27 protein-coding genes and 1 pseudogene are annotated in these 25,017 nt (G+C 73.1%); 12 read left to right on the forward strand and 16 right to left on the reverse strand.

Features of this window, described 5'->3' with window-relative positions:
• The first annotated feature begins 150 nt into the window (after window positions 1-150).
• On the forward strand, window positions 151-762 hold the full coding sequence (locus tag C9F11_RS38620) for a recombinase family protein (protein WP_138964574.1): 612 nt from the start codon (window positions 151-153) through the stop codon (window positions 760-762).
• 52 nt (window positions 763-814) lie between these two features.
• Here the strand turns inward: C9F11_RS38620 and C9F11_RS47760 are convergent, their stop codons facing one another.
• Genes C9F11_RS47760 through C9F11_RS38630 form a run of 3 tightly spaced genes read right to left on the reverse strand, consistent with a single transcriptional unit; the run spans window position 815 to window position 2,311 of the window.
• The gene (locus C9F11_RS47760) at window positions 815-985 is read right to left on the reverse strand and encodes a hypothetical protein (RefSeq protein ID WP_171075584.1); all 171 of its coding nucleotides are present in this window, start codon (window positions 983-985) and stop codon (window positions 815-817) included.
• A gap of 43 nt (window positions 986-1,028) precedes the next feature.
• A complete protein-coding gene (locus C9F11_RS38625; RefSeq protein ID WP_138964576.1) occupies window positions 1,029-1,925 on the reverse strand; it encodes an ATP-dependent DNA ligase in 897 nt (298 codons plus the stop codon).
• A gap of 41 nt (window positions 1,926-1,966) precedes the next feature.
• The gene (locus C9F11_RS38630; protein WP_138964578.1) at window positions 1,967-2,311 is read right to left on the reverse strand and encodes a DUF6233 domain-containing protein; all 345 of its coding nucleotides are present in this window, start codon (window positions 2,309-2,311) and stop codon (window positions 1,967-1,969) included.
• A 39-nt stretch (window positions 2,312-2,350) separates the two neighbouring features.
• On the opposite strand from C9F11_RS38630, the gene C9F11_RS38635 reads away from it, so the two are divergent.
• Window positions 2,351-2,578, forward strand: coding sequence for a hypothetical protein (locus C9F11_RS38635; protein ID WP_138964580.1), 228 nt, complete (start codon window positions 2,351-2,353; stop codon window positions 2,576-2,578).
• A gap of 241 nt (window positions 2,579-2,819) precedes the next feature.
• Here the strand turns inward: C9F11_RS38635 and C9F11_RS38640 are convergent, their stop codons facing one another.
• The 3 genes from C9F11_RS38640 to C9F11_RS38650 are packed head-to-tail and all read right to left on the reverse strand — an operon-like array spanning window position 2,820 to window position 3,500.
• Complete coding sequence (locus C9F11_RS38640) at window positions 2,820-3,032, reverse strand: hypothetical protein (RefSeq protein WP_138964582.1); 213 nt, start codon at window positions 3,030-3,032, stop codon at window positions 2,820-2,822.
• Window positions 3,033-3,041: 9 nt separating this feature from the next.
• On the reverse strand, window positions 3,042-3,221 hold the full coding sequence (locus tag C9F11_RS38645) for a hypothetical protein (RefSeq protein ID WP_138964584.1): 180 nt from the start codon (window positions 3,219-3,221) through the stop codon (window positions 3,042-3,044).
• Window positions 3,222-3,260: 39 nt separating this feature from the next.
• The gene (locus tag C9F11_RS38650; RefSeq protein WP_138964586.1) at window positions 3,261-3,500 is read right to left on the reverse strand and encodes a winged helix-turn-helix domain-containing protein; all 240 of its coding nucleotides are present in this window, start codon (window positions 3,498-3,500) and stop codon (window positions 3,261-3,263) included.
• Between the two features lie 218 nt (window positions 3,501-3,718).
• On the opposite strand from C9F11_RS38650, the gene C9F11_RS38655 reads away from it, so the two are divergent.
• Entirely contained in the window at window positions 3,719-3,949 is a 231-nt protein-coding gene (locus C9F11_RS38655; RefSeq protein WP_138964588.1) for a hypothetical protein, read from the forward strand.
• Window positions 3,950-4,075: 126 nt separating this feature from the next.
• On the opposite strand, the gene C9F11_RS38660 is transcribed toward C9F11_RS38655, so the two are convergent.
• The gene (locus C9F11_RS38660) at window positions 4,076-4,690 is read right to left on the reverse strand and encodes a GntR family transcriptional regulator (protein WP_138964590.1); all 615 of its coding nucleotides are present in this window, start codon (window positions 4,688-4,690) and stop codon (window positions 4,076-4,078) included.
• A gap of 512 nt (window positions 4,691-5,202) precedes the next feature.
• Between C9F11_RS38660 and C9F11_RS38665 the strand changes: the two are divergent.
• Window positions 5,203-5,628: pseudogene (locus tag C9F11_RS38665) on the forward strand (ABC transporter permease); the annotation flags it as partial.
• 145 nt (window positions 5,629-5,773) lie between these two features.
• Here C9F11_RS38665 and C9F11_RS38670 read toward each other — a convergent pair.
• Together C9F11_RS38670 and C9F11_RS38675 are read right to left on the reverse strand one after the other, a co-directional pair.
• A complete protein-coding gene (locus C9F11_RS38670) occupies window positions 5,774-6,283 on the reverse strand; it encodes an ATP-binding protein (RefSeq protein WP_138964592.1) in 510 nt (169 codons plus the stop codon).
• 189 nt (window positions 6,284-6,472) lie between these two features.
• Window positions 6,473-6,799 (reverse strand): hypothetical protein, encoded by a 327-nt coding sequence (locus tag C9F11_RS38675; RefSeq protein ID WP_138964594.1) that lies wholly within the window; start codon window positions 6,797-6,799, stop codon window positions 6,473-6,475.
• 341 nt (window positions 6,800-7,140) lie between these two features.
• On the opposite strand from C9F11_RS38675, the gene C9F11_RS38680 reads away from it, so the two are divergent.
• On the forward strand, window positions 7,141-8,298 hold the full coding sequence (locus C9F11_RS38680; protein ID WP_216677008.1) for a PLP-dependent cysteine synthase family protein: 1,158 nt from the start codon (window positions 7,141-7,143) through the stop codon (window positions 8,296-8,298).
• Window positions 8,299-8,310: 12 nt separating this feature from the next.
• On the opposite strand, the gene C9F11_RS38685 is transcribed toward C9F11_RS38680, so the two are convergent.
• Window positions 8,311-8,790, reverse strand: coding sequence for an SRPBCC family protein (locus tag C9F11_RS38685; protein WP_138964598.1), 480 nt, complete (start codon window positions 8,788-8,790; stop codon window positions 8,311-8,313).
• Window positions 8,791-8,889: 99 nt separating this feature from the next.
• On the reverse strand, window positions 8,890-9,717 hold the full coding sequence (locus C9F11_RS38690; protein WP_138964600.1) for a DeoR/GlpR family DNA-binding transcription regulator: 828 nt from the start codon (window positions 9,715-9,717) through the stop codon (window positions 8,890-8,892).
• Between the two features lie 300 nt (window positions 9,718-10,017).
• Between C9F11_RS38690 and C9F11_RS38695 the strand changes: the two genes are divergently transcribed.
• Window positions 10,018-12,282: a hypothetical protein gene (locus C9F11_RS38695; protein ID WP_249402272.1), complete on the forward strand. Its 2,265-nt coding sequence runs from the start codon at window positions 10,018-10,020 to the stop codon at window positions 12,280-12,282.
• On the opposite strand, the gene C9F11_RS38700 is transcribed toward C9F11_RS38695, so the two are convergent.
• The 3 genes from C9F11_RS38700 to C9F11_RS38710 form a co-directional block, all read right to left on the reverse strand.
• A complete protein-coding gene (locus C9F11_RS38700; RefSeq protein ID WP_171075987.1) occupies window positions 12,242-14,644 on the reverse strand; it encodes a right-handed parallel beta-helix repeat-containing protein in 2,403 nt (800 codons plus the stop codon). The genes C9F11_RS38695 and C9F11_RS38700 overlap by 41 nt on opposite strands.
• A gap of 133 nt (window positions 14,645-14,777) precedes the next feature.
• Window positions 14,778-15,383: a hypothetical protein gene (locus C9F11_RS38705; protein ID WP_138964604.1), complete on the reverse strand. Its 606-nt coding sequence runs from the start codon at window positions 15,381-15,383 to the stop codon at window positions 14,778-14,780.
• Window positions 15,384-15,898: 515 nt separating this feature from the next.
• Window positions 15,899-16,351, reverse strand: a complete 453-nt coding sequence (locus tag C9F11_RS38710; protein ID WP_138964606.1) for a DUF6643 family protein — start codon at window positions 16,349-16,351, stop codon at window positions 15,899-15,901.
• 293 nt (window positions 16,352-16,644) lie between these two features.
• On the opposite strand from C9F11_RS38710, the gene C9F11_RS38715 reads away from it, so the two are divergent.
• Window positions 16,645-17,952 (forward strand): TerD family protein, encoded by a 1,308-nt coding sequence (locus tag C9F11_RS38715; RefSeq protein WP_138964608.1) that lies wholly within the window; start codon window positions 16,645-16,647, stop codon window positions 17,950-17,952.
• A 40-nt stretch (window positions 17,953-17,992) separates the two neighbouring features.
• Here the strand turns inward: C9F11_RS38715 and C9F11_RS38720 are convergent, their stop codons facing one another.
• Window positions 17,993-19,174 (reverse strand): glycosyltransferase, encoded by a 1,182-nt coding sequence (locus C9F11_RS38720; protein WP_138964610.1) that lies wholly within the window; start codon window positions 19,172-19,174, stop codon window positions 17,993-17,995.
• Between the two features lie 58 nt (window positions 19,175-19,232).
• On the opposite strand from C9F11_RS38720, the gene C9F11_RS38725 reads away from it, so the two are divergent.
• Complete coding sequence (locus C9F11_RS38725) at window positions 19,233-20,033, forward strand: aspartate/glutamate racemase family protein (RefSeq protein WP_249402063.1); 801 nt, start codon at window positions 19,233-19,235, stop codon at window positions 20,031-20,033.
• A gap of 201 nt (window positions 20,034-20,234) precedes the next feature.
• A complete protein-coding gene (locus C9F11_RS38730; RefSeq protein ID WP_138964612.1) occupies window positions 20,235-20,789 on the forward strand; it encodes a hypothetical protein in 555 nt (184 codons plus the stop codon).
• Between the two features lie 12 nt (window positions 20,790-20,801).
• Here C9F11_RS38730 and C9F11_RS38735 read toward each other — a convergent pair whose 3' ends face one another.
• On the reverse strand, window positions 20,802-21,857 hold the full coding sequence (locus tag C9F11_RS38735) for an O-antigen ligase family protein (protein WP_171075988.1): 1,056 nt from the start codon (window positions 21,855-21,857) through the stop codon (window positions 20,802-20,804).
• Window positions 21,858-22,072: 215 nt separating this feature from the next.
• Between C9F11_RS38735 and lnt the strand changes: the two genes are divergently transcribed.
• The 3 genes from lnt to C9F11_RS38750 all read left to right on the forward strand — a co-directional run bounded on the left by lnt (window position 22,073) and on the right by C9F11_RS38750 (window position 24,978).
• Window positions 22,073-23,665, forward strand: a complete 1,593-nt coding sequence (gene lnt, locus C9F11_RS38740; protein ID WP_138964616.1) for an apolipoprotein N-acyltransferase — start codon at window positions 22,073-22,075, stop codon at window positions 23,663-23,665.
• A gap of 10 nt (window positions 23,666-23,675) precedes the next feature.
• Window positions 23,676-24,146, forward strand: a complete 471-nt coding sequence (locus C9F11_RS38745) for an NUDIX domain-containing protein (protein WP_138964618.1) — start codon at window positions 23,676-23,678, stop codon at window positions 24,144-24,146.
• Between the two features lie 121 nt (window positions 24,147-24,267).
• A complete protein-coding gene (locus tag C9F11_RS38750) occupies window positions 24,268-24,978 on the forward strand; it encodes a hypothetical protein (protein ID WP_138964620.1) in 711 nt (236 codons plus the stop codon).
• Window positions 24,979-25,017 lie beyond the last annotated feature (39 nt).

Here is a 25,017-nt window from a genome sequence, read left to right on the forward strand (position 1 = left end):
CCTCCCTTCATCTAACGAGCGAGAGGTGAATCTGAAGGCGATCAAGCCCCAACGCGCGTTCGCCGAGAGGGAGCCGTTCAGGAACTCGTTCACCTACTCGCTTCGTTCACCTACCGTGGAGACCCGTTAGCTGAACGAAGGAGGCGGTCCATGGCCCTAGTTGGGCTCGTCCGGGTGAGCACCGACAAGCAGAACACCGAGCGGCAACACGACGCGCTCGACCCGATCTGCATCAAGGTGTTCGAGGAGAAGGTGAGCGGCAAGCTTGCAGCCGAAGAGCGGCCCGCACTCACTGACGCCATCGAGTACATGCGCGACGACGACATGCTCTGCGTCCAGGAAGTCGACCGGCTCGGCCGCAACCTCCTCGAAGGACTGATCGTCCTCAACGACCTCTTCGAACGCGGCACCGCCGTCAAGGTGCTCGAAGGGATCGCCGCTGGCGAGCACAGAGAGCGGTCCCTCATCCTCGACCTTGCGCTCGCCCTCGCTGAAGACCGCCGCCGCGACATCGTCAAGAAGACGAAGGACGGCCTCGACGCAGCCCGCAAGCGCGGTCGCGTGGGCGGACGCCGTCCCGTCATGACCGAGGCGCTCGTAATCCAGGCCGTCGCCCTACGCGCCAAGGGCTTCAGCCTCAAGCAGATCCAGCCCCACCTGCGGATCAGCGAGGGCAAGAACAAGGGAAAGAACCCCAGCATCGGGGCCATCTCTCAGGCGCTCCAGGCTTACGACGCAGGGCGTGACGTCGGCGCCGCTTGACCTGCTTCCGCTCGTGCGCCCGCCCTCGCCACGGAGGGCGGGCGTTCGTGTGTCAGAGCTCGCCGGGCTTGACCTGTCTGATCACGATGCCAGTGCAGCCTTCGGTTTCGAGTCTCGTCTTCCGGTGCTCTGCGCTGGGCTTGTCGTAGGTGACGGCGCTGGTGTGGGTCTTGCCGTCGGGGTCGGTCCAGTCGAGCCGGTAGCTGATCATTGTGGTGGTCATGGGTGCATCATCGCTGGTCGCACTGACAATCGGCGGGTGTGGCTCAGTCGGCGAGGTCGGGCCGGAGCCGCCGGACGGTGGTCGCGGCGTGCCGGGTGGTGCCGTGGTCGACCTCGACGGGCAGGGGCCGGGGCAGCCGCCAGTACACGGTCCCGTCGTCGAGCCGTGCCGTCTCCGCCCGCCCGCCGCTGCCGCTCGCGTCGAGGGCCTGCGCCAGGAGGTGACGGTGTTCGACGCTGAGGGGCGTGGACAGGGCCAGGTGGTCGCCGAGGTCGACGATGAGCCGGGCCGGCGCGCGTGCCCGGCCGGTGTAGCCGACGGCCACGGCGTCCCGCGGCGCGGACGGCCGGATCTTCAGCCAGCCCCTGCGGCCGCCCGGATAGGTCTGCGCCCACGGCTTGCAGAGCACGCCCTCCACCCCGGCCGCGGCCAGGTCCTCGTCGTGTAGCCATGCGCGGGCCTGCTCCCGCTCGCGGGTCATCGGCATGATCTGCAGGGGCGGGCCGACGGGCGCGACGAGGTCCTCGAGGAGCGCCCTGCGGCGGTGATACGGCCAGCCACGCCGGTCCTGCCCGCGGTGGGTGAGGACGTCGAAGGCGACGAAATGGGCGGGCAGGGTGCGCGCGAGCTTGGCGGCGCGGCGCGGGGAGGCGAGAGCCCGGGACTGCATGGCCCCGAAGTCGATGCGCCCGTTGTGGTGGACGACGCCCTCGCCGTCGAGGACCGTTCCGACCTCGAGCTGCTCTGCGACTGCGGTCAGGTCCGGGAACAGCCTGGTGATGTCCCGCCCGGAGCGTCCGGCGTGGACGAGCGGGCCCGTCTCGGTGCTCGCGAGGAGTAGCCGGTGGCCGTCGAGCTTCCACTCCCAGGCGTAGTCGCCGACGGGCAGATCGGTGACCGGCTCGGCCAGCGCGACACGGACAGGGAAAGGGAGGGGCACATGGTCAGCCTCCGGCTGTCGGAGTGGCGGCGCCTGCTGGGCTACTCCAGGAACCCGAGGTCCTTGTCCGGTCGGCAGTGGGGGCAGGCTTCGGTGCCGTCGACGAGTGAGCGCAGGGCCTGCTCGCGGTCAACGCCCTTGCTGCGTTTGCCTGCCATGTGGCAGCCGCCGACGTGCACGTACACCGGGAGTCGGTCGCGGCCGACACCGGTCTCCAGTAGCCAGTCCGGCTCGGGCGGCCGGGCGGCCTGCCCGCGGGCTCGCTCGGCTTCGCGCTGCTCCTCGGCGGCGATCCAGCGCCGGGTCCGCGCGAGGTCCTGCTCCTGGACGCGGGCGAGGAAGTGGAGCGCGGCGAGGCGGGGCGACTCGGAATCAGGGTCGTGCATGTGTTCGATTCTATGCCCGGTTTGATCTACCCTGCACCCATGAACGCCCCCGGCAGATACCGCGTCACCCTCACCATCAGCGGAAACACCGCCCTCACCGGCTGGTGGAGCGACCTCGCGGTCGCCACCGACCGCTACGGCCAGGTGATCGGCAAACACGGACGGCCGGGCAGCAGCGTCCAACTCGCCGAACGCGACGGCAACGACTGGCGGGTCCTGAAAACCTGGCCGGCCACCGCATCCGCGACGGCGGCCGACGCGGAATGAGGGGTGACGGCGAGCCGGGCTCCCCCTCGCCGTCCGCCACGCCGCTGGCCCCAGGCGTCCGACCCGCCAGGCGTCAGCGGCCGTTGTCAGTGCAGCCCGCTACGTTGGGGGGGCATCTATCCGCGCCTGCTGGCTGCAGCGCAACGCCCCGCCCGGCGTGATGCCCAGGCGGGGCGCTCTGCTGTCGGCGGGGGTTGGCTGGTGCAGGGTGGAGATCACGTTGCGGACATCCGCAAAGCGATCAAGCCGTCTCACCTTGCGGCTCCGAGTGCCGGACGAGCCGCTTGAGCTGCGTCTCGACGGTGTACCGCGACTGCCCCGTCGCCGCGGCGACCTCAGTGATCCGCTCCTGCACCCGCTGCGCGATCTCCACGGTCAGCGTCCCTGCCTGGATCTCTTCCCAGGCGGAACGTTCCAGCTCAATCAGATCATCAGGAAGGTCAAAATCAGCCATGAGGGAATATTAGGCCGCCCGCACGATCTCCGCGCGTACTGCGGCCGCCCACTCCGCAACCAGCCGCTCGTACTCCGCGCGCTGCTCAGGGCGCAGTCTCCCGCCGGACCGCTCCATCATCCGGCGGATCAGCTCGTTCACCTCGTCAGCAGAGCGCGCGAGGCCACAGTGCTGGGGCTTGGGGGACATGAAGACAGCCTATGCGGCCGGTCTGACAGCGGGCCACGGCTAATCAGCCGCAGGCCGCTCCGCCACGAACGACCCCATTCCCGACTCCGTGTAGATGAGCCCGTCCGCCCGCAGTTGTCGCAGTACCTTCTGCGCGGTGACGTTGGCGATGCCGAACTCGCCCATCAACTGCACGGTCGACGGGACCCTCGAACGGGGCGGGTATTCCCCGGCCCGGATCCGCTCCACGATCACCTCGTGGACCTGCCTCCACCTGGGGCGATCACTTGCGAACTCCATGAGGCGCACCGTAGGCAGCCATGATCCGCTCTGGCGATCGGTAGTACGCCAGGCAAGCTATAGCTTGCTATGGCATGGTGGACTACGTTTCAGCACGTGAGACCCCCGCGACCGCGCGACCGGCCCGGGGGCATGGCCGACGAACGGAGCGTCGACATGAGCCAGCGTAGAGATCAACCCCAGGCGCGCCAGACCGCCGACCAGACGGAGGCGTGACCATGGCGCGCACCAGCTACCGCTACGTCGACTGGACCCTCGACAGCGACCCCGAACAGCCCACCCAGCGGCGCATCGAATGCGCCTCCTGCCCGGCCGCCTCCGGCGACAGCCCCGGCCAACTCGGTCCCGATCAGTGGGCCCTCCGCCACGCCGGCGACACCGGCCACCGCGACTACCGTGAGATCGCCATAGCCCACCTGCACGCCCGGCCCGCCGACGAGGACGCCTAGCTTCCGATTCACACGGGGTGTGAAGGTCACGACGCGACCCTTGTGGCACACACCCTTCTCGGCATATGCATATATCTATGAAACTGAGTGGACCACCGCCGGGCCCGGACCCCGCTCGGCGGCCGCTCAGCCAGCAATCCGGATCGTCCACCTGTCCATCGGCAGGATCAGATCCGCAGTCTCCACGGGGGCGCCATGCTCATCCAGGCGGGTCCGCACCACCCGGTAGGCCAAGGCGTCCACCAGCAGCCCCAGCGCATGCGCCTGCTCTATCCCCAAAGTCGCCACGCCGAGCTCCGCGATGAACGCCGCGTGCGGGCGGCGGCGGCCACGCCACCACGTCGACACCAGCATCGCCGAACGGCCACCTGGATCCAGGCACTCCACCGTCTCGTGCTGCAGCACCGTCCGCGGCGCGACACGAAGACGCTCAGCCAGCTCTTCCGTGGCGGGGCGCGGGCGGGTGTCGGTGGTCTCGCTGGAATAGGGCCACGGCGCATCGGGGTCGGTGAGGGTGCGCATAGCAGGAGGATGCGCCACGTAGACGTGGCGGCGCTCCTCGCCCTCGAGAACTCCAGTGCGGCGCAGACGGTCGTAAGCGAGGCGCACAGTCTGCGGATGCACCCGGTACTCGTTGGCCATCTGGCTGCGCGAGGGTAGGGGCTGTCCTGGCTGCCACTCGCCCGCTGCGATGCGGCGGCGGATGTCAGCGGCGATGCGGCGGTGCTTCGCTTCCGGCATCGGGACCCCTGGCGTCGATCATGACGAGAGGCCTGACGGTATGAATCCGGCTGGACACTGGATATATCCAGACGCTGACAGCAGCCTGGCCTGAGCCAGAGGCAATTGCACAGAGAGATTTCGGCATCGTGGAGTTCAGGTCTCCACGATGCCGATTGGCCCACCGGACGGCCGCGTACCCCTTTGGTGGTCGTCCGGTGGGTCGCACATCAACAGGCTGGGCGCATGCCCAGCGTTCACCCGACCGGGCGACCCTGGGGGGCCGTGATCGAAGTAGGGGGGCATCGTTGATTCTGTAAGCCGGAGCCGGAGTCGATCCCACCCCCAAGGTGAGCACGATGACTCCGGCTCCGGCGTGTTCGCGAGATCCCTGGCCTGGGGATGGGAGAAGAATGGGAGTTGATCAATGTGAGCAGGCTCAAGCTCCCGCCAACTTCCGCATACTTCCGCCAAGTCCACATTGAGTCGCCAGAGGCTGTGGCCTTGGACATGCAGGTAACGGCGAGTTTGACTCCTCGGCCGGAGGCATCGACATGATGCTCACCCTCGTCTACGCGCTGCTCGCCCTCGCCGTCCTCATCGCGCTGCTCGGCATCGCCAACACCCTGACCCTCGCCCTGCACGAACGCACCCGGGAGCTGGGCCTGTTGCGGGCCGTCGGCCAGACCCGCGCCCAGCTGCGCGCCATGGTCCGCTGGGAGTCCGTCCTGGTCGCCGCGTTCGGCACCGCGGGCGGCCTGGCGCTCGGCGGCTTCCTCGGCTGGGTCCTGGTCAAGGCGTCCGACGGGGCGTCCGACACCGCCTTCGCGTTCGCCCTGCCGCCGCTGCCGCTCACGGTGGTCGCCCTGGTGGGCGTGGTCGCGGGGGCCCTCGCGGGCCTGCGCCCGGCGCGGCGCGCGGCACGTCTCGACGTACTGCGCGCGATCGCGACGGAGTGAGCGGAACGCGGCGGAAGGCGAGATACGGAAGCAGCGGAAGGAACCGAACCACCGGAAAGGGCTGAATCACCGGAAGGAGCCGAATCAGCGGAAAGGAGGAGCGAGGGAAGGGACGGGGAACAGCGCGACAACAGTCACCGCCCGGTCAGCCAGGAACGGCCGACCGGGCGGGAGTATGCGCGCCGACGGGTGACGCGGCGACGAAGGAGCGGGTGCTCGCGGCGTCGTACGCGGGATACGTCGGCAGGTCCACGGTGGGCGACGGCGCGGCGAGCGTGAACCAGACGACCTTGCCGCGCTCGCCCTCCGGCCTGACGCCCCAGCTGTCGCTGACCGCGGCGACCATGGCGAGCCCGCGGCCGCAGGTCGCGAACTGCTCCGCGTCGCGCACCTCCGGCAGCCGCGGATCGTGGTCGTGGACGGAGACCACGAGGCGCCCGAGCATCAGCTCGATGTCCACGGTGCACACTTTGTCCGGCTCCGCGTGCCGGTGGACGTTGGTGAGCAACTCGGTCACGCCGAGCGCGGCCCGGTCTATCAACGGATCGAGATGCCAGTAGCGCAACTGCGCCGATACGATTCTGCGGACTTGACCGATCCGCGACGGCAGGGCTTGGAGCTCTACCGTGCACTGCCTGCTTGGCTGGCTGATCACGGTGCGACTCCCCGAAGTGAGGTCCGGAAGAAGACGGCGTTCCGATCCAGCAGGGGCCCGCGCGCTGTCTGCCGCCTGCTGTGGGACCGGCGGCTGGTTCGCAGCGTTATCGCCGGTAAACCCAGAGTGATGTGAAACCAGAGTGACGCAGGGGGTGCGGGCGTGCAACTCGCGCCCGGCTCGGCCCCGTCAGACGCGCCGTCGGCCGCCCGCGCTGCGCAGCGCCTCCAGGAAGGCGCGGACGGAGGGTGGGCCCGGCTCCCCGGGCACCGGATCGTGGTCGCCGAGCGTGAGCCGGTAGCGCGTGCCGTTGACCTCGGCGAGGGCGCGGTCGTGCGGGGCGAACCACGGTTTGCCCGCGCGCACCGCCTGCACCGGTGCGCTGTCGATCTCCGTTCCGTAACTGGTGAGCAGTTCCAGCCTGCCGTCGTTGATCCGGACCTGCCCGGCACGGGTCAGGGAGCGCAGCCGCTTCCCGATCCGCACGCCGGTGGCCCTGAACTCCGGCTCTGCCATGAGGCTCCGCCCCCTCGCGCGCGGTGACGTCCCGCGCATGGTGTGCCGCGGCGTGCCGCGGGCCTTCGTCTGCCGCTGTCCGGGCGCCGCCCGATGGCGCCCGTCCGGGACATTACCCCTGCCCCGTGCGGTGCAGTGTGCACTTGCCCGGCGCCGAGCACTAGGGCGTACGGCGACGACGCACATGCCACTTCCGTGCGTGACCACGTCAGGAACACAAGAGGGCCAGATGGCCGCGACAGCTGCGCCTTTGAGGTACCAAAAGGAGTGTTTATGCAGGTGAGGGCGGTGTTGTAGGTGTTTATCATCAAGAGGTCCGGCCGGATCGAACCGCGTCCGGCATGAACGCGAGGAGCCACGCGGTGAGCACCACCCAGCACGACCCGACCGGCGAGCCCGCCGTCACTCTCGATGTCGACCGCAGCGACCCGGAGTACCGTTCCTGGCTGAAAGAAGCGGTGCGCAAGGTCCAGGCCGACGCCAACCGCTCGGCCGACACGCATCTGCTGCGCTTCCCGCTGCCCGAGCACTGGGGCATCGACCTGTACCTCAAGGACGAGTCGACGCATCCGACCGGCAGCCTCAAGCACCGGCTCGCCCGCTCGCTGTTCCTGTACGGCCTGTGCAATGGCTGGATCCGCCCGGGACGCCCCGTGATCGAGGCCTCCAGCGGGTCGACGGCCGTGTCCGAGGCCTACTTCGCGAAGTTGATCGGCGTGCCCTTCATCGCGGTGATGCCGCGCACGACCAGCGCCGAGAAGTGCCGCCTCATCGAATTCCACGGCGGCCGGTGCCACTTCGTGGACGACTCCCGCACGATGTACGCGGAGTCGGCCGCCCTCGCCGTCGAGACCGGCGGCCACTACATGGACCAGTTCACCTACGCGGAACGGGCCACGGACTGGCGCGGCAACAACAACATCGCCGAGTCGATGTACCAGCAGCTGCGCCTCGAACGCTATCCGGAACCGACGTGGATCGTGGCGACGGCCGGGACCGGCGGCACCTCGGCGACCATCGCCCGCTACGTGCACTACATGCAGCACGACACCCGCATCTGCGTCGCCGACCCGGACAACTCCTGTTTCTTCGACGGCTGGACGCGGCACGATCCCGGCGCCACCAGCGACTGCGGCTCCCGCATCGAGGGCATCGGCCGGCCCCGCATGGAGCCGAGCTTCGTGCCCGGCGCCATCGACCGCATGATGAAGGTCCCGGACGCGGCGAGCGTCGCCGCCGTCCGCGCCCTGGAGCAGGTCATCGGCCGCAAGGCGGGCGGCTCGACCGGCACCGGCCTGTGGAGCGCCCTGAAGATCGTCGCCGAGATGGTGGCGGCGGGCCGCACCGGGAGCGTCGTGACCCTCATCTGCGACCCCGGCGACCGCTACCTGGACAAGTACTACTCCGACGCGTGGCTCGCCGAGCAGGGCCTGGACATCCGGCCGTACGCGGCGGCCATAGAGACGCTCCTCGCCACCGGCAGGTGGACGAACGCCTGAGCCGGTCCCGCGCTAGGCCTTCGTGCCCGACAGCCGGCGGTCCAGGTTCCTGACGGAGGCCTCGAAGGTCTTGCCGAGGCCCCTGCGGCCGTGCCGGAAGAGGAACCGCATCAGGCCCCTGGGCTCGACCGCGAAGGTCCAGCGCACCCGCGTCCCCGTGGCGGTGGGCGTCAGGTGCCACTCCTCGACCAGGGCGCGGACCCCCGGCGCGCTCGAGACGTCGACGCGGTAGACGTACCGCGTCGGCGCGTCCGCCGCGAGGATCGTCTCCAGGAGCCGGAAGCCGCCCTGGAGATGGACCACCCGGCCCGCGCCGTCCCGCGTGGGCCGGGCGCGGGTGACCGACGTGAACCACGCGGGCCACTGCGCCACGTCCACCGCCAGGGCCTGGAACACCGGCTCCGGCGGCGCGGACACCTCGCCGGTGAAGACGTGCCGCACGGGAGCGGTCACGAGGAAGTCGAGCCCCACGGGCCTCAGACGGCGTGGCATCGCACTCAGCCCCCAGCGGACGACGGTGGTGGAACGAGTACGGTCACCTTAGACGAGCACGTCCGACAAGGGCAGTGACCGGCTGACGCCGGGTGGCCCTCAGGCCTCCTCGGCGCTCTCCGGCTCGCCCGCCACGACGAGCCGCAGCTGCTCGGCGACCTCCGCGCGGGCCTCGGCGGGCAGCCCCGCGTCGGTCACCAGCGTGTCCACCTGCCCCAGCGTGGCGAAGGAACTCAGGCCCACCGTGCCCCACTTGGTGTGGTCGGCGACCACCACGACGCGGCGCGCGGACTGCACGAGCCGCCGGTTGGTCTCCGCCTCCGCGAGGTTCGGCGTGGACAGACCGGCGTCGGCCGCTATGCCGTGCACCCCGAGGAACAGCACGTCGAAGTGGAGCGCCGCGATCGCCTGGTCGGCGACCGGGCCGACCAGCGAGTCCGAGGGGGTGCGCACCCCGCCGGTGAGGACCACCGTGGCGGCTCCCTGCCGCTGGCCCGAGCTGCGCTGCGCGGAGTGGAAGACGTCCGCGACCCGCACCGAGTTCGTCACCACCGTCAGGTCCGGCACGTCCAGGAGCTGATGCGCGAGCGCGTAGGTCGTCGTACCGCCGGAGAGCGCGATCGCCGAACCCGGGGCCGCCAGGGCCGCCGCGGCCCGCGCGATGTCCTCCTTGGCGCTGAGCTCAAGACCCGACTTGGCCTCGAACCCCGGCTCGTGCGTGCTCGCCTCCGCCACCGGCACCGCGCCGCCGTGGACCTTCTCCAGGACGCCCTGGCGCGCGAGCGCGTCCAGATCGCGGCGGACCGTCATGTCCGACACGCCCAGCTTCCTGGTGAGTTCGTTGACCCGGACGCCGCCGCGGCGGCGGACCTCGTCCAGGATCAGGGCACGGCGCTGCTCCGCGAGGAGGTGCTGATTCTCACTCACGTCAGGTCCGGCCCTTTCGCCTCGTCAAGCCCGTCATCAGGTCGCCTCATCCTCGCATGCGCCACCGGTGGATAACGAAGGGGGAGATTACGTGACGGCGGGTGCGCGCGGCGCCCCGAGCCGGGATCCTTGGTACTCGCAGTCAGCAGCGCACACCTCGGGGGAAGCAGAACAGTGGAGCGCGCCACAGCGGGGGAGCCCGCGCATGCCAAGGACCCGGCGTCCGGCCCGCCCGCACCGGCGGACCGGATCGCCCTGGAACTCCTCGTCCACGGCGTCGGCGGCGCCACGCCGCAGGCGATGCTCGACGACCCCAGGACCGTCCGCGTCTTCGGCGACGGCACCGCGGCCGTCCACCGCCGCGCCGACGACGTGACGGCCGAGTCCCGCCCGGAGGACTACCGCGGCCGCCCCGTCCCGGAGGCGTACGTCTGGTCCAACCTCACCTCCGGCAACGGCTCCCGCGCCCTGTGGCTCCTGCTCCTGCCGTTCATGGTGGTCAACCTCGCCCACTGGATGCGCCCCACCGCGCGCCGCATGCGCCGCGCGGTCCGCGCGTACGGCCTCCTGGTGCGCCTCGTCGCGCTCACCCTCACCGTGCTGCTCGTGGCCGCGGCCTGCGAGATAGCGGTCGACCTGCTGGCCTGGCAGTGCGCGGGCACGAGCAGGTGCGCGGCCGACCACTCCTGGCTCGGCTTCCTCGCCCCCGGCCCGGCCGGAGGCGGCGGCTGGTGGTCGCAGCCCGGCCGCCGCCTCGCCCTCGCCGCGGCCCTGCCCGCCGCCCTCACCGGCCTGCTCTGGTACCTGTCCCACCGCACCTGGAGCGCGTACGAGTCCCAGCAGCCGCTGCCGCACCAGCCGGACCCCGAGGAGGCCGCCCGCAACGCCCTCGGCAGGCCCGGCTTCTGGTACGGCCGCCGGATCGTCGCCCGGCTGCGCGCCGCCCACACGGCCGCGGGCCTGCTCACGGTCGCCACCGCCGTGGGCGCGGCCGCCGCCCGCCACGACCGCCGCCCCGGCGGCTCCGCGCTCCTGGACGTCCTCGGCTGGGCCCTGATGGCGGCCCTCGCCGGGTGCGGGGCCGTCGTGGTGGGGGTGGTGTGCCGCAGGGGCCGCAGCGAACACCGCGTCGACCGGCGGCTCGACCGCACCCTGGTGCGCCTGCTCCCGCTCACCGCCCTCGCCCTGCTCGTCCTCGCGGTCCTGTACGCCGGGTGGTCGCGCCCCGACTGGACCTCCACGGGCCGCCTGCCGGGCAACACGACCTTCGGCGGCATCGCCCTCGTCCAGGGCGCCCTGGTGCTCGCCCTCGCGGCCGTCGCCACCGGGCTCTACCGAGGGGCGCCCGACACGCGCACGGCCATACGCGGCCTCGGCGGCCCCGCCGTGGCCATGCTGGCCTGCGCGCTCGGCGGCGTCATGTCCGGCGGCGGCTCGCAGCGCGTCGCCGACTGGCTGGACGGCAGGGGCGGCACGATCGACGGGCCGCCCGCCCTGCTGACCTGGCAGGCCTCGGTCATCCCGCCGCTGCTCGTGGTCGTCGCCGTGCTGTGCGCCGGGCTCGCCGTCGCCACCGCGCGGCGCGTGCGCGTCGAGCTCGCCCGGGTGCCGCGCGAGTACCCCGGCGAGCGCCCCGACACCGCCCGCACCCGCCGCATCGCCGCCAAGCGCGCCAGCGCCACCCTCACCGACCGCGTCCCCCTCATCGTCGGCGTCACCTCGGCCACGACGCTGCTGCTCGGGGCCGCCGCCCTCGTCGGGGCCTGGGTGAGCGACGAGGTCCCCGGCGAGGCCGCCGAGGGCGCGCCCGCCTTCGTCGAGGGCACCGCGCAGACCGCGCAGGCGCTCGGCTCCTGGCTGATCGGCTTCGGCTTCATACTGTTCGTCACCTGGGGCCGCCGCGCCTACCGCGACGCGTCCGCCCGCCGCACCATCGGCATCCTCTGGGACGTCGGCACGTTCTGGCCGCGCGCCGCCCACCCGTTCGCGCCGCCCTGCTACGCCGAGCGCGCCGTGCCCGACCTGACCTGGCGCATGCACACCTGGACCCGCGCCACGGGCGGCCGCCTCGTCCTGTCCGGCCACTCCCAGGGCAGCGTCCTCGCCGCGGCGGCGGCCTGGCAGCTGCTGCCGTCCGTGCGCCGACGGGTCGCGCTGCTCACCTACGGCTCCCCCCTTGAGCGCCTGTACGGCCGCTGGTTCCCCGCGCACTTCGGGCCCGCCGCGCTCAGCTCCCTGCACCGCGAGGTCGACTGCTGGCGCAACCTGTACCGCGCCACCGACCCCATCGGCGGCCCGGTGCGGCTGCACGGCGACTGCGGCCCGCAGGTCGACCGCGCCGCGCTCAAGGATCCGCTCGCCTACGGCCGCACCGCCGAGCACCCGCTGCCCGCGCCGCTCCTCGGCCACGGCGACTACCAGGCCGACCCCGCGTTCGCCGAGGAGCGGGCCCGGCTGCTCGCCCGGCTCAGGCCCGCTGTGCCGCGCCCCGCGACCGCCCCGTCGCCGACCCCCGCACCGGCTCCTACACCAGCTCCGGAAGGTCGTCCGGGTACAGCAGGGTGAGCTCGTCGGTGCTCGGCGCCGCCACCTGCGCGACGCGGCCCGCGTGCCGCTCCACCATCGCCTCGAACGTCTGCCGCGCGGTACGGCCGTTGCCGAACGTGGGGCCCTTCGGGATGGCCGTGAAGTACTTCAGGAGCGCCTCGGCGGTGCCCGTGCCGAGCGTGTACTCGTGCTCCTCCGCCTGCTGCTCGACGATGCGCAGGAGCTCCTCGGCGTCGTAGTCGCCGAACGTGATCGTGCGCGAGAAGCGGGACGCCACCCCGGGGTTGACGGACAGGAAGCGGTTCATCTCGTCCGTGTAGCCCGCGACGATCACCACGACCGCCTCGCGGTGGTCCTCCATCAGCTTCACGAGCGTGTCGATGGCCTCCCGGCCGAAGTCGCGCCCGGAGTCCTCCGGCGAGAGCGCATACGCCTCGTCGATGAACAGGACGCCGCCGCGGGCCTTCTCGAACGCCTCCTGGGTGCGGATCGCCGTCGAGCCGATGTGCTCGCCCACCAGGTCCACGCGCGACACCTCGACGAGGTGGCCGCGCTCCAGGACGCCGAGCGCGGCCAGGATCTCGCCGTAGAGCCGGGCCACGGTCGTCTTGCCCGTGCCGGGGGAGCCGGTGAACACCAGGTGGCGGCGGACCGAGGCGGCCTTCAGGCCCGCCTCCTGGCGGCGCCGGCCCACCTCGATCATGTCGGTGAGCGCCCGCACCTCGCGCTTGACGCTGTCCAGGCCCACCAGCGTGTCGAGTTCGCCGAGCACCGCCTTGGAGGTGCGGGAGGGCTGCGGGGCGGGCTGCGCGGGCGGCTGCTCGGTGACGCGCGGCTCGGGCACCGCGCCGAGCAGCCCCGTGGACTGCGTGGCCGTCTGCACGGACGGCTCGGGCACGGCGGGCCGCACGCTGGCGCTCTCGTCGCTGGTGCAGTCCTCGACGAGCGGGCCGTCCTCCGCGAATTCGTAGCCGCCGCGCGCGCACCGCTCGGTGCGGCAGCGCTTCAGCGTCGTACGGCAGCCGTCGAGGACGTGGAAGCCGTAGCCGCCGCTGTCGACGACCTTGCAGCGGTGGAAGCTGCCGCGCCCGCCCGCGGAGACGTAGAAGCCCGCCTCGGCCGGGGAGGAGACCGTGCACCGCTCGATGGTCGGATCGGCGCCCTTGGTGACGATCACGCCCGTCTGCGTGCCGTCCACGGTGCAGTCCGCGAGGACGCCGCCGCTGCCGTGGTCGCGGAACCACGCGCCGGTGGCCGCCTCCCGGATGCGCACGTCGTCGAGCTGGGCGGTCGCCCCGTCGCTCACCGAGACCGCCGTGTTGCGCACCTGCGTCAGATCGCTGTCTATGACGTCGACGCGCGAGCCCCGGTCGAGGACGAACAGCGCGTCCGGCACGTCGTGCACCCGGCACGACTCCAGGACGGCCGTCGCCCCGTCGCTGACCCACACCGCCGGGTAGTCGCCCGTGCTGTCGTGGATCTCGCACTGGTTGGCGTCCACGCGGGTGCCCGGGTCCCACACCGACAGGCCGTTGCGGCCGAACTCGCGCACCGTGGTGCGGGTCAGCGTGAGGACCGAGCGCGAGCGCAGGTCGACCGCGTTCTCCGGGACGTCGTGGATGCGGCAGTCGGCGAGGGTGAGGACCGCGTCCGTGTCGAGCGTCACGCCGTCGGACGTCGTGCGGTGCACCGCGCAGTCCGTCAGGTGCGCCGTGGCGCGCGCGGTGATCTGCACGCCCGCGCCCTTGACCTCGTACACCTCGCAGCCGACGGCCTCCAGGCCGCTGTACTCGCCGGTCACGGACAGGCCCGCGCCCGAGGTGTGGTGGATCCGGCAGCGCTCCAGGCGCGGGTGCCCGCCGCCGCGCACCGCGACCCCGGACTGGCCGGCCGCGAGGACCTCGCACTCCTCGAACACCCCGCCGCCGCCGTCGAGTACGGCGATGCCGATGCCGCCCGCGTTGTCGACCGTGCAGCGGCGCAGGGTGGGCCGGGCGCCGCCGCGGACCTCGATGCCGGCCGCCGAGCGCGTCATCACCCGCAGGTCCGCGAGCTCCGGCGCCCCGTCCTCGACGAGCAGCGCGGGCGCGGCCGAGTCCTGGCCCTCGATGTGCAGGTCCTGCACGACGGCGGAGGCCCGCACCGTCAGGGGCACGCCGTCGGCCGGCGCGATGCGCACGGAGCCGGGGGAGCCCTCGGGGCCGCGCAGCGTCACCGCCCGCTGGACGACGAGGTTCTCGCGGTACGTCCCCGGGGCCACTGTCAGGACGTCCCCGTCGCCCGCGGCCTCCAAGGCGGCGGTCAGCGATGCGTACTCTCCCGTGCGGCGCCGCCACCGCGACGTACCGGTGTGCGTCACCTGGACCGTGCCCTGTGCCATGGAGTTGCTCTGCCCCCACCTCGACGTACGCGGGTACCCCGCGCCCGCGCGCGAGGAGGCCGAAGAGTCGGCCCGCTCCACCGTAGCGCGCGCGGCGCGGGGGAGTTGACCTGATGGGCAGGCTCTCACCAGCTCAGGCGCCGGTACCGGCCTTGCCCCAGTCCGGGCCCGCCTGCTGCCAGGCCTGGTCCCAGCGGGCGTGGCGCCGCCGGACGATGCGCCACAGGAGCAGCCGCCGGGCGCCCTCGACGAGGCCGGCGCTCGCGAGGGTGGCGCCGAATCCGGCGAGGGCCGCGTGGGTCGTCGCGGTGGCCGGGTCGAGCGGGCGGCCGACGACCCGGCCGGTGCGGTCGGTCCAGACCGTGAACCGGTCGCCGGGGTGCGGAGACTTGAGGCCGGACGCGACCGTGCCCGCGTGGCCCGAGCCGTCCGGTCCCTTCCAGTGGGCGAGCACGCGGCGGTGCGCGTCCCGCGCGGAGGAGGTCTCCGGGTCGGGGTCGAGGGGCGGGTGGTCGAGCTTCTTCAGGACGGTGGCCGTCACGACGTGGCGGGTCGCGCGCTGGGCCTCCACCGAGCGCAGCAGCGCGTCGTTGGTCAGACTGCCCGTCACGGCGCCGGCCACCGGGGCCCCGACGACGATGAGGGCGAGCGCGACGAGCGCCGCCCAGGCCTCGGCGAGGTCCGTCGCGCGGCGCAGTGGATTGCGGCGCCAGCGCCAGAGTCCGGCGATCGCTCGCACGGTCCTGCACCCCCTTCCGCGTCCGTCACCACGGCCCTAACCGCGGACGGCCCGGCTCACGCATGGGTCACGAGAACCGAGGATGACATCGGCCAGTTTCCCGGCGCTTTCCGGACTGCTCCCGTCGGGGCCCGACAGCGCCCGCACCGGTGCTCGTCCACCGGCTCCGCAGGTTCCCATCGAACCTCAACGGCCTTGCCCCGCCTTCGAGTTCCCCACGACCGCCCTGTTCATTCGAGGATCCTCGGAGGGTCACCGATACGGATGGCCCCGGTCACCGGCGGGACGGAACCCGCCCGGGCGGAGAGTCACGGGCCCCGCACATTAGGCCGGAAACGGCTCCTGGGCGCTCCGGCCGTGCGCGCATACGAAAGCCGCCGTCGACCCATGGGTCGACGGCGACTGCCAGGCGTGCCCCCCGGACGCCTGCGGCGGATGAACGTGGAGCGATCGAACGGCGGACCCGACGTGCGGCCGTGCTGTCAGTGGTCGCTGACGGCGCCGGCCGCGGCCGGTCAGTAGCCCCGGTACTGCTGCCGGTTGTACGGGTCCTCGTGGGGCGCGGGCGCCGGGCGGGGTGCCGCGGGGCGCATCGCCTCATAGCCCGTCGTGGTCCCCATGGGCCGCTGCTGCTGCGGGCCCGGATAGCCGCGGGGCGGACCCGCCTGCTGCGGGATGTACGGCGCCGGGGCCTGCTGCAGCGGTGCGGGCTGCGGCGCGGGCGCGTAGCCGTAAGCGGCGTTCGGAGGAGCGGCCATCGAGGGCCCGGAGGGCGCCGACGGCAGGGCGGGCAGCGCGGGCGGAAGGGCCGGGAGGTGGCTGCCCGTGTCATAGGGGGACGGGTTCACCCGGATCGGGGCGATCTGCGGGGTGCCCCGCTCGGCGACCAGGGAGTCGTAGATCGGGGTGTCCGGGAAGGACGGCGCGGAGTAGTAACCGCCGCCATAGGTGGAGCGGGGGGAGGTCATGCTCCATAAGTTAAGCCCTTGATGTGCTGGTTGGGGAGACCGATAAGAGGGTTGTTTGCCGTGTTGCCCGTGCCTTCAGGCCCTCAATGCGAGCGAACCTGGGAAAATCGGTCGCGCGGCGGCGTAGGGATCCTGTAAAAGGCGGGGATCTCGGGGGTTACCGGTGGTCGACCGGCGGTTGACGCGGAGCGATGGCCGGGTGGGTCCGTGCGCGTCCGCGAATGCCAGGTAATAGGTTGGGCGGGAACGGAACGGCGGTCCTGCCGGACCCGGCACTGGTGATGGGGGCAGACATGTCTATGGCCAAAGGTTCGAATGTTCCCGTGGGGGCAACTGCCGTACGGGTCGAATTGGGCTGGGGTTCCGGACCCGGAGTTCCGGACGCCGACGCGTCCGCTCTGTTGCTCGCGGACTCCGGAAAGGTGCGCTCGGACGCGGACTTCGTCTTCTACAACCAGGCGACGCACGCCTCGGGCGCCGTGCGCCACGAGGGCAAGCGGAACGCGGGCGGCACCGTGACCGACGCGCTCGTCGTCGACCTCGCGCGCGTGGAGCCCGCCGTCGAGACGGTGGTCCTGGCCGCGTCCTCGGACGGCGGCACGTTCGGCAAGGTGCCCGGTCTGCACATCCGGGTCCTCGACGCCGCGAGCGGCGCGGAGATCGCGCGCTACGACAGCGCCGACGCGAGCGTGGAGACGGCGTTCGTCCTCGGCGAGCTCTACCGGCGCCAGGGCGCCTGGAAGTTCCGCGCCGTCGGCCAGGGCTACAGCAGCGGCCTGGAGGGCCTGGCGACGGACTACGGCATCACGGTGGACGAGCCCCAGCAGACGGCCGCGCCGACCCCGCCCCCGGCCCCCGCCCCGCCGGTGGCGGCTCCCGCGCCCGCCCCGGCCCCGGCCCCGCCCGTGACCGCGCCCGCCCCCGTCACGCCGCCCCCGCCGGCCGCCGCCCCCGCCCAGCCCGTGCGCCTGACCAAGGTGACGCTCACCAAGGAGGCGCCCACGGTCTCCCTGACCAAGCAGGGCGGCACCTCGGGCGCGCTGCGCGTCAACCTCAACTGGGAGGTGCGCAAGCAGTTCAAGGGCTGGGCCAGCAAGCTCGGCCGGGCCGTGGCGATGCACGCCGACCTGGACCTCGACCTGTGCGCGCTGTTCGAACTGGCCGACGGGCGCAAGGGAGTCGTCCAGGCCCTCGGCAACGCCTTCGGATCCCTCCACCAGCCCCCGTACATCCTCCTGGACGGCGACGACCGCACCGGAGCCGTGTCGACCGGTGAGAACCTCACCGTGAACCTCGACCGTACGCAGGAGTTCAAGCGCATGGTCATCTTCGTGACCATCTACGAGGGCGCGCGCAGCTTCGCCGACCTCAACGCGACGGTCACGCTGACGCCGCAGCACGGCGCGCCGATCGAGTTCTCCCTGGACGAGTGCACGGTGCCGTCGACGGTGTGCGCCCTCGCGCTCATCACCAACCACAACGGCGAGCTCGTCGTCCAGCGCGAGGCCCGCTATCTGGTGCCCGAGCGCGGCGTGAGCCCGCAGCGCACCATCGACTACGCGTACGGCTGGGGCATGAACTGGACGCCCGGCAGGAAGTGACGGCCGCAACCGGCGCCTCCCGGGACGTGGGAGGCGCCGGTCAGGCCCGTGAGTCGGGGGCCGCCTCAGGGGCGGCCCCGTACGTCCGGCCCTTCCACGCGGCGCCGCGCCCCCGGTAGTGCCGCACCGCTGAGTCCACCGTCATCAGCAGGTACAGGAAGGCCGTGCCGGGCAGCGTGAGCGCGAGCCACAGCGGCTGGCGGTAGTAGCGCAGCATCGGCAGATACGTGGCCGTCATGACGAGCCAGGCGGTGCCGCCGACGGCCGCGGCGGTGGTGTCGCCCCGGGCCAGGCCCACGACCAGGCCGACGGGCGGCACCAGGTAGATCACGGCGAGCCCCACGACCGTCCCGAGGAGCACCGCCGGGTTGTGGCGCAGCTGGGCGTAGGCGCTGCGCGCCACCATCCGCCACAGGTCCGCGAGGGCCGGGTAGGGGCGCACGCTGTCGACGCGGTCGGCGAGTCCCAGCCAGATGTGCCCGCCGCTCCGCTTGACCGCCCGCGCGAGGGCCACGTCGTCGATCACCGCGTGCCGGATGGCGTCCGGCACCCCCGCCCGCGCGGCGGCGTCCGCGCGCAGCAGCACACAGCCACCGGCCGCGGCGGCGGTCCCCCCGTCCTTGCGCGCGATCCAGCGGAACGGGTACAGCTGCGCGAAGAAGTAGACGAACGCGGGGACGACCAGGCGCTCCCACACGCTGGCCACGCGGAGCCGGGCCATCTGCGACACCAGGTCGAAGCCGCCGGACTCCGCGGCGGCCACCAACTCCCGCAGGCTGTCGGGCTCATGGGCGATGTCCGCGTCGGTGAGCAGCAGGTACTCCGGCTCGCGCGCGCGGGCCAGGCCGATGCCGTGCCGCACCGCCCACAGCTTGCCCGTCCAGCCCGCGGGCGGTTCGCCCGGCGAGCCGACGGTCAGCGCAAGGCCGCCGTGCCGCTCGGACAGCTTCCGCGCGAGAGCCCCGGTGCCGTCGCTGCTGCCGTCGTCGACGAGGAACACCTCGGCCCGCCCCGGATAGTCCTGCGCGAGCAGCGACGGCAGGCTGGCGGGCAGCACCTCGGCCTCGTCCCGCGCGGGGACGACGACCGCCACCGCCGGCCATCGCGCCGGCTCGCGCCGGGGTGGCAGGCGCAGGTCCGTGCGCCAGAAGAAGCCCTGTCCGGCCAGCAGCCACAGCCACGCGGCGAGCGAGGCGACACAGATCCACGCAACGGCACTCATCCGCCGCAGTCTGCCCCACGGTGACCGGGTTGTACGGCCGATCGTCTAAGGTGACCGGGTGAAGATCGCGCTCATGGACTCCGGCATCGGACTGCTCGCCGCGGCGGCCGCGGTACGGCGCCTGGCACCCGGCGCCGATCTCGTCCTCTCCTCGGACCCCGACGGCATGCCCTGGGGCCCCCGCAGCACGGCGGACCTCACGGAGCGGTCCCTCGCGGTCGCCGCGGCCGCCGCCGCGCACCGCCCGGACGCGCTGATCGTGGCCTGCAACACCGCGACCGTGCACACGCTGCCCGCCCTGCGCGCCCGCTTCGAGCCGGAGCTGCCGGTCATCGGCACCGTCCCGGCGATCAAGCCCGCCGCGGCCGGGGGCGGACCGATCGCCATCTGGGCCACCCCCGCCACCACCGGCAGCCCCTACCAGCGCGGCCTCATCGAGGAGTTCGCCGACGGCGTCGACGTCACCGAGGTGCCCTGCCCCGGTCTCGCCGACGCCGTGCAGTGGGCCGACGAGGACGCCATCGACCGCACGATCGCGGCGGCCGCCGCCCTCACACCGCCCGAGGTAAGGGCCGTCGTCCTGGGCTGCACCCATTACGAACTGGTCGCGGAGCGCATCCGCGCCGCCGTCCAGCGGGCGGACCGGGCGCCGCTGGTCCTGCACGGCTCGGCCGGCGCGGTCGCCGCCCAGACGCTGCGCCGCATCGGCGAGGTGCCCGGCGCGCGCCCGGCGCCCGGGAACGGCCACGGCGGCGTCCGCGTGCTCCTCAGCGGGCGCGAGGCCGCGCTGCCGCCCGCCGCCCTGACGTACGCCGAGGGGCGCCTCCTGGCGTCGGCGAGCCCGGCCCTGAAGGGCTGAGACCGCCGCCCGGCCCGGGGCGGTGGCCGGAAGGGCGCCCGTCCTGGCCGACGGCTGCCCCTCCCGTGCGGCCCAGCGAGCGGAACGCGCCGTTGAGGGCGCCCCTCACCCGGGGAAACCTGGTGTTCGGGGTGTCCGGCCGGAGAGGTAACCCTTCGCGACGCGGTGCCGTCGACGCGGATCGTGAGTAACCTCGACTCCATGACGGACCATGCCCACGGCGAGCGGGCTGCCGCCGAGGATCAGCCCGAGATCTGGACCGGACGCGCGTCGAACCGCGTCCAGTGGCTGCTGGCCTGCGCCGGCGCCGCCTGCCTCGCGCTGGGCATCGACCTGGCCGTGGAGACGCTGTGGCCCTCGGGCGTCCTGCCGCTGGTCATGGCCATCGTCGGCTGCATCGCGGTCGGTCTGCTGATGCTCTTCGGCACGCTGGCGTTCGTCCACGTCGCGGTGAAGGTCGACAAGGAGTGCATGGAAGTGCGCTGCGGCCACATCGGCGTACCGCGCCGCCGCATCCCGCTCTCGCACGTCGTCGGCGCCGACTTCGCGCCCGCCGTCACCCCGCGGCACTGGGGCGGCTGGGGCTACCGCTGGCGGCCGGAGCAGGGCACCGCCGTCATCGTGCGGCGCGGCGAGGGCGTCGTGCTGCGACTCGGCGACGGCCACAAGTTCACGGTCACCGTGGACAACGCCGAGAGCGCGGTCCGTGTCATCCGCGACCACCTGCGGCCGACCCGCCCCACGCCGACGGTCTGACCGGCGCGTCCCTCAGGGAAGGCGGTCCGTCTCCCCGCTCCCGGTCTCCCGGCCCTCCGGCAGCGGCCGTGCCGTCGCGATGCCCGCGAGCAGGCCCGCGCCCGCCGTCACGGACGTCACGCTCAGCGCGTTGCCCAGCGTGGCCACCGCCGCGACGGCGGTCAGGGCCGCGCCCGCCGTCAGGACGACCGCGGTGGAGCGGGGCGAGCGCCACAGCGCGAACAGGACCCAGCCGAAGGCCGCCGTGAGCAGCACGACGCCGGTGAAGCCCTGCTCAGCGGCCTGCTGGAGCAGCGCAGAGTGCGGCTTGTCGTCCGGGAGCAGGCCCTCCGTCACGGTCGGTGACGCGTCCCCGAACCGCCCCGGGCCCACCCCGAACGCCGGATGCGCGCCCGCCAGATCCCCGGCGTCCCGCCACAGGCCCACCCGGTGCGGGCCCAGCTGGCCCTCCAGCGATGCGGTCAGGCCGCGGGGCAGCACCTCCTCGGCGACGGCCCAGGACGCCCCGGCCACCAGCACGGCGGCGAGGGCGAATCCCGCGAGGCCGGGGGCCCTGCGGGTCAGGGCCCCCGCGAGCGAGCACAGCAGGATCCCGGCGCAGGCGAGGAAACCCGCGGTGGAGCCGAGCAGCGCCGCACAGCACACGACACCGACGGCGGCCAGGCGCAGGCACAGCCGGAGCGCGGGGCCGCGCGCCGCCCAGGCCGCACAGCAGACCGCGCCCGCCGACAGGCTCAGGAGCGCGGCGGTGGCGCCGATGGGGCCGAGCGGTGCGGAGCTGGCGGGTCCGGGCGTGACGTGCGGGGCCGCGGCGGCGAGGCAGACCCCCGCGAGCGCCCCGGCGCACGGGGCCGCCACCGGTAGGAGGGCTCCGGCGATGCGCCCGCCCGCGTACCCGGCGGCGACCGCGAGGATCGCGAGCAGCACGCCGTCCGGCCGTCCGCCGCCGACCCCCGAAGCGATCAGCGCCCAGGCCGCGCACGCCGCGAGGATCGCGAGACCGCTCGCGTCGGCCACCCCGTGCCGCTCCCCGGTCCGCTCGGCCGTCACCGCCCCCGTCGACCCCAACCCGCCCCCCGAATGTCCGCGGGCCCCCGACGGCGTGGCAGCGTGTTCCGGCCGCACGTCAGGGACTGCGGCACACCGTAGCGGCTGACGGCGTCGGTTGTGGATGTCTTGCGCAGAAACGATCTAGCAAATGTGTGGACGGGGCACCTGGGACACCCGTGCGCGGGGGCCGACCGCGCTGTCCGCGCCCAGGTGGCGGGCCGTAGACTCCCCGAGTGACCGCCACCACCGCTCCCACCGAGACGTCGGAGCAGACCGAACCGCAGCCCGGACCGGAAACCCGCGCGGAGCGGGTACGGCGACGGCTGCTTCCGGCCGTCGCCGCGGTGCTCTCCGGCGTCCTGCTCTACCTCAGCTTCGCGCCGCGTGAGCTGTGGTGGCTCGCGCCCTTCGCGTTCGCGCTGCTCGGCTTCGTCCTGCACGGCCACGGGGCCCGCTCCGGCTTCCGCCTCGGCCTGCTGATGGGGCTCGGCTACTTCGTGCCGCTCCTGTCGTGGACGGGTGTCGACGTGGGGCCGCTGCCGTGGCTCGCCCTGGCCGTCGCCGAAGCGCTGTTCATCGGCCTCGCGGGCCTGGGCATCGCCCTGGTGTCCCGCCTTCCGGTGTGGCCGGTGTGGGCCTGTGGGGTGTGGCTCCTGCTGGAGGCGGCGCGCTCGCGCTTCCCCTTCGAGGGCTTCCCGTGGGGCAAGGTCGCCTTCGGCCAGCCCACCGGTCTCTTCCTGCCCCTCGCCGCGCTCGGCGGGACACCGCTGCTGGGCTTCGCCGTGGTCCTCAGCGGCTTCGGGCTCGCCGACGTCGTGCGCCGCCTGAGGGCCGCGCCCCGTACCCGGGACCGCGCCGTGCTGACCGCGGCCGCGCTCACCGTCGCGCCGGTGGCAGCCGGGGCGGCCGCGCTGCCGCTGGTGTCCACCGCGGCGGAGCACGGCACCGCCACGGTCGCCGTCGTCCAGGGCAACGTGCCGCGCATGGGCCTGGACTTCAACGCCCAGCGCCGGGCCGTGCTCGACCACCACGTCCGGGAGACGCTGCGCCTGGCCGCGAAGGTCAGGGCGGGCAAGGCCGAGCAGCCCGACCTGGTCCTGTGGCCGGAGAACTCCTCCGACATCGACCCGTTCGTCAACGCCGACGCCTACGCGGAGATCGACAAGGCGGCGAAGGCCATCGGCGCCCCCGTCTCCGTGGGCGCGGTCGTCGGGGCGAAGGACGGCAAGCCCCGCAACCGGCAGATCCTGTGGGACCCGAAGACGGGCCCCGGCGCCTCGTACGACAAGCGGCACCTCCAGCCGTTCGGCGAGTACATGCCCTACCGGAGCTTCTTCCGGATCTTCAGCTCCGACGTCGACCGCGCCGGTGTCTTCCAGCCCGGTACGAAGCCGGTCGTGTTCGACATGGCGGGCACCGAGGTCGGGCCCGTGACCTGCTACGAGGCGGCGTTCGACGACGTGGTGCGGGACCAGGTGCGCCAGGGCGCGCAGATCCTGTCCGTGCCGAGCAACAACGCGACGTTCGAGCGCAGTCAGATGACGTACCAGCAGCTGGCCATCGACCGGGTGCGGGCCGTCGAGCACGGACGGGCCGTGATGGTGCCGGTGACCAGCGGGGTGAGCGCCGTGATCCGCCCGGACGGGACGGTCGCCCAGCGCACCGGGATGTTCACCGCGGAGTCGCTCGTCGCGGAGGTGCCCAAGCGCAGCTCGCTGACGCCCGCGACGCGGCTCGGGGTCTGGCCGGAGGTGTTTCTGGCCGGTCTGGGAGTGGCCGGAATCGGCTGGGTCATCGCGCGCAGGCGGACGGGCACCGGCGGTTAGGCTGCTGATCATGGCTACTCCAGACTTCATCAAGACCCTGCGCGCCGACGTGGGCCACCAGTTGCTGTGGCTCCCGGGAGTGACCGCGATCGTCTTCGACGACGAGGGCCGGGTGCTGCTCGGACGGCGCGCCGACAACGGCAAGTGGTCGGTGATCGGCGGCATCCCGGAGCCGGGGGAGCAGCCCGCCGAGTGCGCCGAGCGGGAGGTCTTCGAGGAGACGGCCGTGCGCTGCGTGGCCGAGCGGGTGGTCCTCGTGGAGACCCTGGAGCCCGTCACCTACCCCAACGGCGACGTCTGCCAGTTCATGGACATCACCGTCCGCTGCCGGGCCGTGGGCGGCGAGCCCCGCGTCAACGACGACGAGTCCCTCGAAGTCGCCTGGTTCGCCCTGGACCGGCTTCCCGAGCTGCACGAGACCGGTCTGTTCCGCATCAAGCAGGCCATGGCGGACGGGCCCACCTGGTTCGCCCGCGGCTGAGCCGCGGCCGCACGCCCCGTGGTGACCGCCCCGGACAGCGTGTAGCCTGCACGGACATTGACGGATGCTCTCCGCGCGGCGCCCTCGCGGCGTCGCCGAACCACTGAGGCAGGGACGGGAGTTGGGCCGGAAGAGCTATGGCGTCGTGCTGCGGGGGCTCGCCTGCGCGCTCCTCGCCTGGCAGGTCTGGCTCGTGTGGCACCTGAGCACGTACGACGCCACGAGCGCCGGGTGGTCCTGCTACGACGACGTGGGCTGCGGCAGCGACCAGCTGGTGGCCATGGCGCCGGAGCTCGGCATCGGCGCGGACGTGCTGCTCGGCTTCGTCGCCGCCCGGTTCCTGCACCGCGCGACGGTGGGCGCGGTGATCGCGCTCAGCGCGCTCGCCGCCGCCGTGGGCTGGTACGACGCGCTGGCCGACGGCCGCGTCGCCTACGGCACGGTCACCGACTACATGCTGCTCGCGCCGGTCGGACGGCACTCCGTCGCGGCCTGGCTGACGTTCCTGTGGTCGGTGGCGGCCGTGGGCGGGCTCCTCGCGGTGTGGGGCGCCGCCGTGAGCCTGCGCAGGACCGCCGCACTGCGCCGGGTGCGGGCCGGGTTCGCCACGGCCGAGGCCCGGCTCGAGGGCTGGCGGCCGGTGCGCGGCAGGCGCGGCGAGGTCACCGTCGTCTTCCACGACCGGCAGGGCGCGCGGCACGCCGTACCGGTGGTCGTGGACCGCGTGGCCCTCGACCGGCCCGTCCTCGCGGTGTACGACACCGAGCGCCCGGCCGACCCCGAGCGCACCCGGGTCGCCGTCCCCCGGCAGCGGCTGCTCCGCTCCTCCTGAAGCGGGCGGCGCCGCGACGGCCGGCCGCCCCGCGCCGGG

This window comes from Streptomyces sp. YIM 121038, assembly GCF_006088715.1.
GTDB lineage: Bacteria > Actinomycetota > Actinomycetes > Streptomycetales > Streptomycetaceae > Streptomyces.

Coding starts and splice junctions, on each gene's coding strand:
- C9F11_RS38620 (WP_138964574.1), top strand. CDS start 151: ATGGCCCTAGTTGGGCTCGTCCGGGTGAGCACCGACAAGCAGAACACC.
- C9F11_RS47760 (WP_171075584.1), bottom strand. CDS start 985: ATGACCACCACAATGATCAGCTACCGGCTCGACTGGACCGACCCCGAC.
- C9F11_RS38630 (WP_138964578.1), bottom strand. CDS start 2,311: ATGCACGACCCTGATTCCGAGTCGCCCCGCCTCGCCGCGCTCCACTTC.
- C9F11_RS38635 (WP_138964580.1), top strand. CDS start 2,351: ATGAACGCCCCCGGCAGATACCGCGTCACCCTCACCATCAGCGGAAAC.
- C9F11_RS38640 (WP_138964582.1), bottom strand. CDS start 3,032: ATGGCTGATTTTGACCTTCCTGATGATCTGATTGAGCTGGAACGTTCC.
- C9F11_RS38645 (WP_138964584.1), bottom strand. CDS start 3,221: ATGTCCCCCAAGCCCCAGCACTGTGGCCTCGCGCGCTCTGCTGACGAG.
- C9F11_RS38650 (WP_138964586.1), bottom strand. CDS start 3,500: ATGGAGTTCGCAAGTGATCGCCCCAGGTGGAGGCAGGTCCACGAGGTG.
- C9F11_RS38655 (WP_138964588.1), top strand. CDS start 3,719: ATGGCGCGCACCAGCTACCGCTACGTCGACTGGACCCTCGACAGCGAC.
- C9F11_RS38660 (WP_138964590.1), bottom strand. CDS start 4,690: ATGCCGGAAGCGAAGCACCGCCGCATCGCCGCTGACATCCGCCGCCGC.
- C9F11_RS38675 (WP_138964594.1), bottom strand. CDS start 6,799: ATGGCAGAGCCGGAGTTCAGGGCCACCGGCGTGCGGATCGGGAAGCGG.
- C9F11_RS38680 (WP_216677008.1), top strand. CDS start 7,141: ATGAACGCGAGGAGCCACGCGGTGAGCACCACCCAGCACGACCCGACC.
- C9F11_RS38685 (WP_138964598.1), bottom strand. CDS start 8,790: ATGCCACGCCGTCTGAGGCCCGTGGGGCTCGACTTCCTCGTGACCGCT.
- C9F11_RS38695 (WP_249402272.1), top strand. CDS start 10,018: ATGCTCGACGACCCCAGGACCGTCCGCGTCTTCGGCGACGGCACCGCG.
- C9F11_RS38700 (WP_171075987.1), bottom strand. CDS start 14,644: ATGGCACAGGGCACGGTCCAGGTGACGCACACCGGTACGTCGCGGTGG.
- C9F11_RS38710 (WP_138964606.1), bottom strand. CDS start 16,351: ATGACCTCCCCCCGCTCCACCTATGGCGGCGGTTACTACTCCGCGCCG.
- C9F11_RS38715 (WP_138964608.1), top strand. CDS start 16,645: ATGTCTATGGCCAAAGGTTCGAATGTTCCCGTGGGGGCAACTGCCGTA.
- C9F11_RS38720 (WP_138964610.1), bottom strand. CDS start 19,174: ATGAGTGCCGTTGCGTGGATCTGTGTCGCCTCGCTCGCCGCGTGGCTG.
- C9F11_RS38730 (WP_138964612.1), top strand. CDS start 20,235: ATGACGGACCATGCCCACGGCGAGCGGGCTGCCGCCGAGGATCAGCCC.
- C9F11_RS38745 (WP_138964618.1), top strand. CDS start 23,676: ATGGCTACTCCAGACTTCATCAAGACCCTGCGCGCCGACGTGGGCCAC.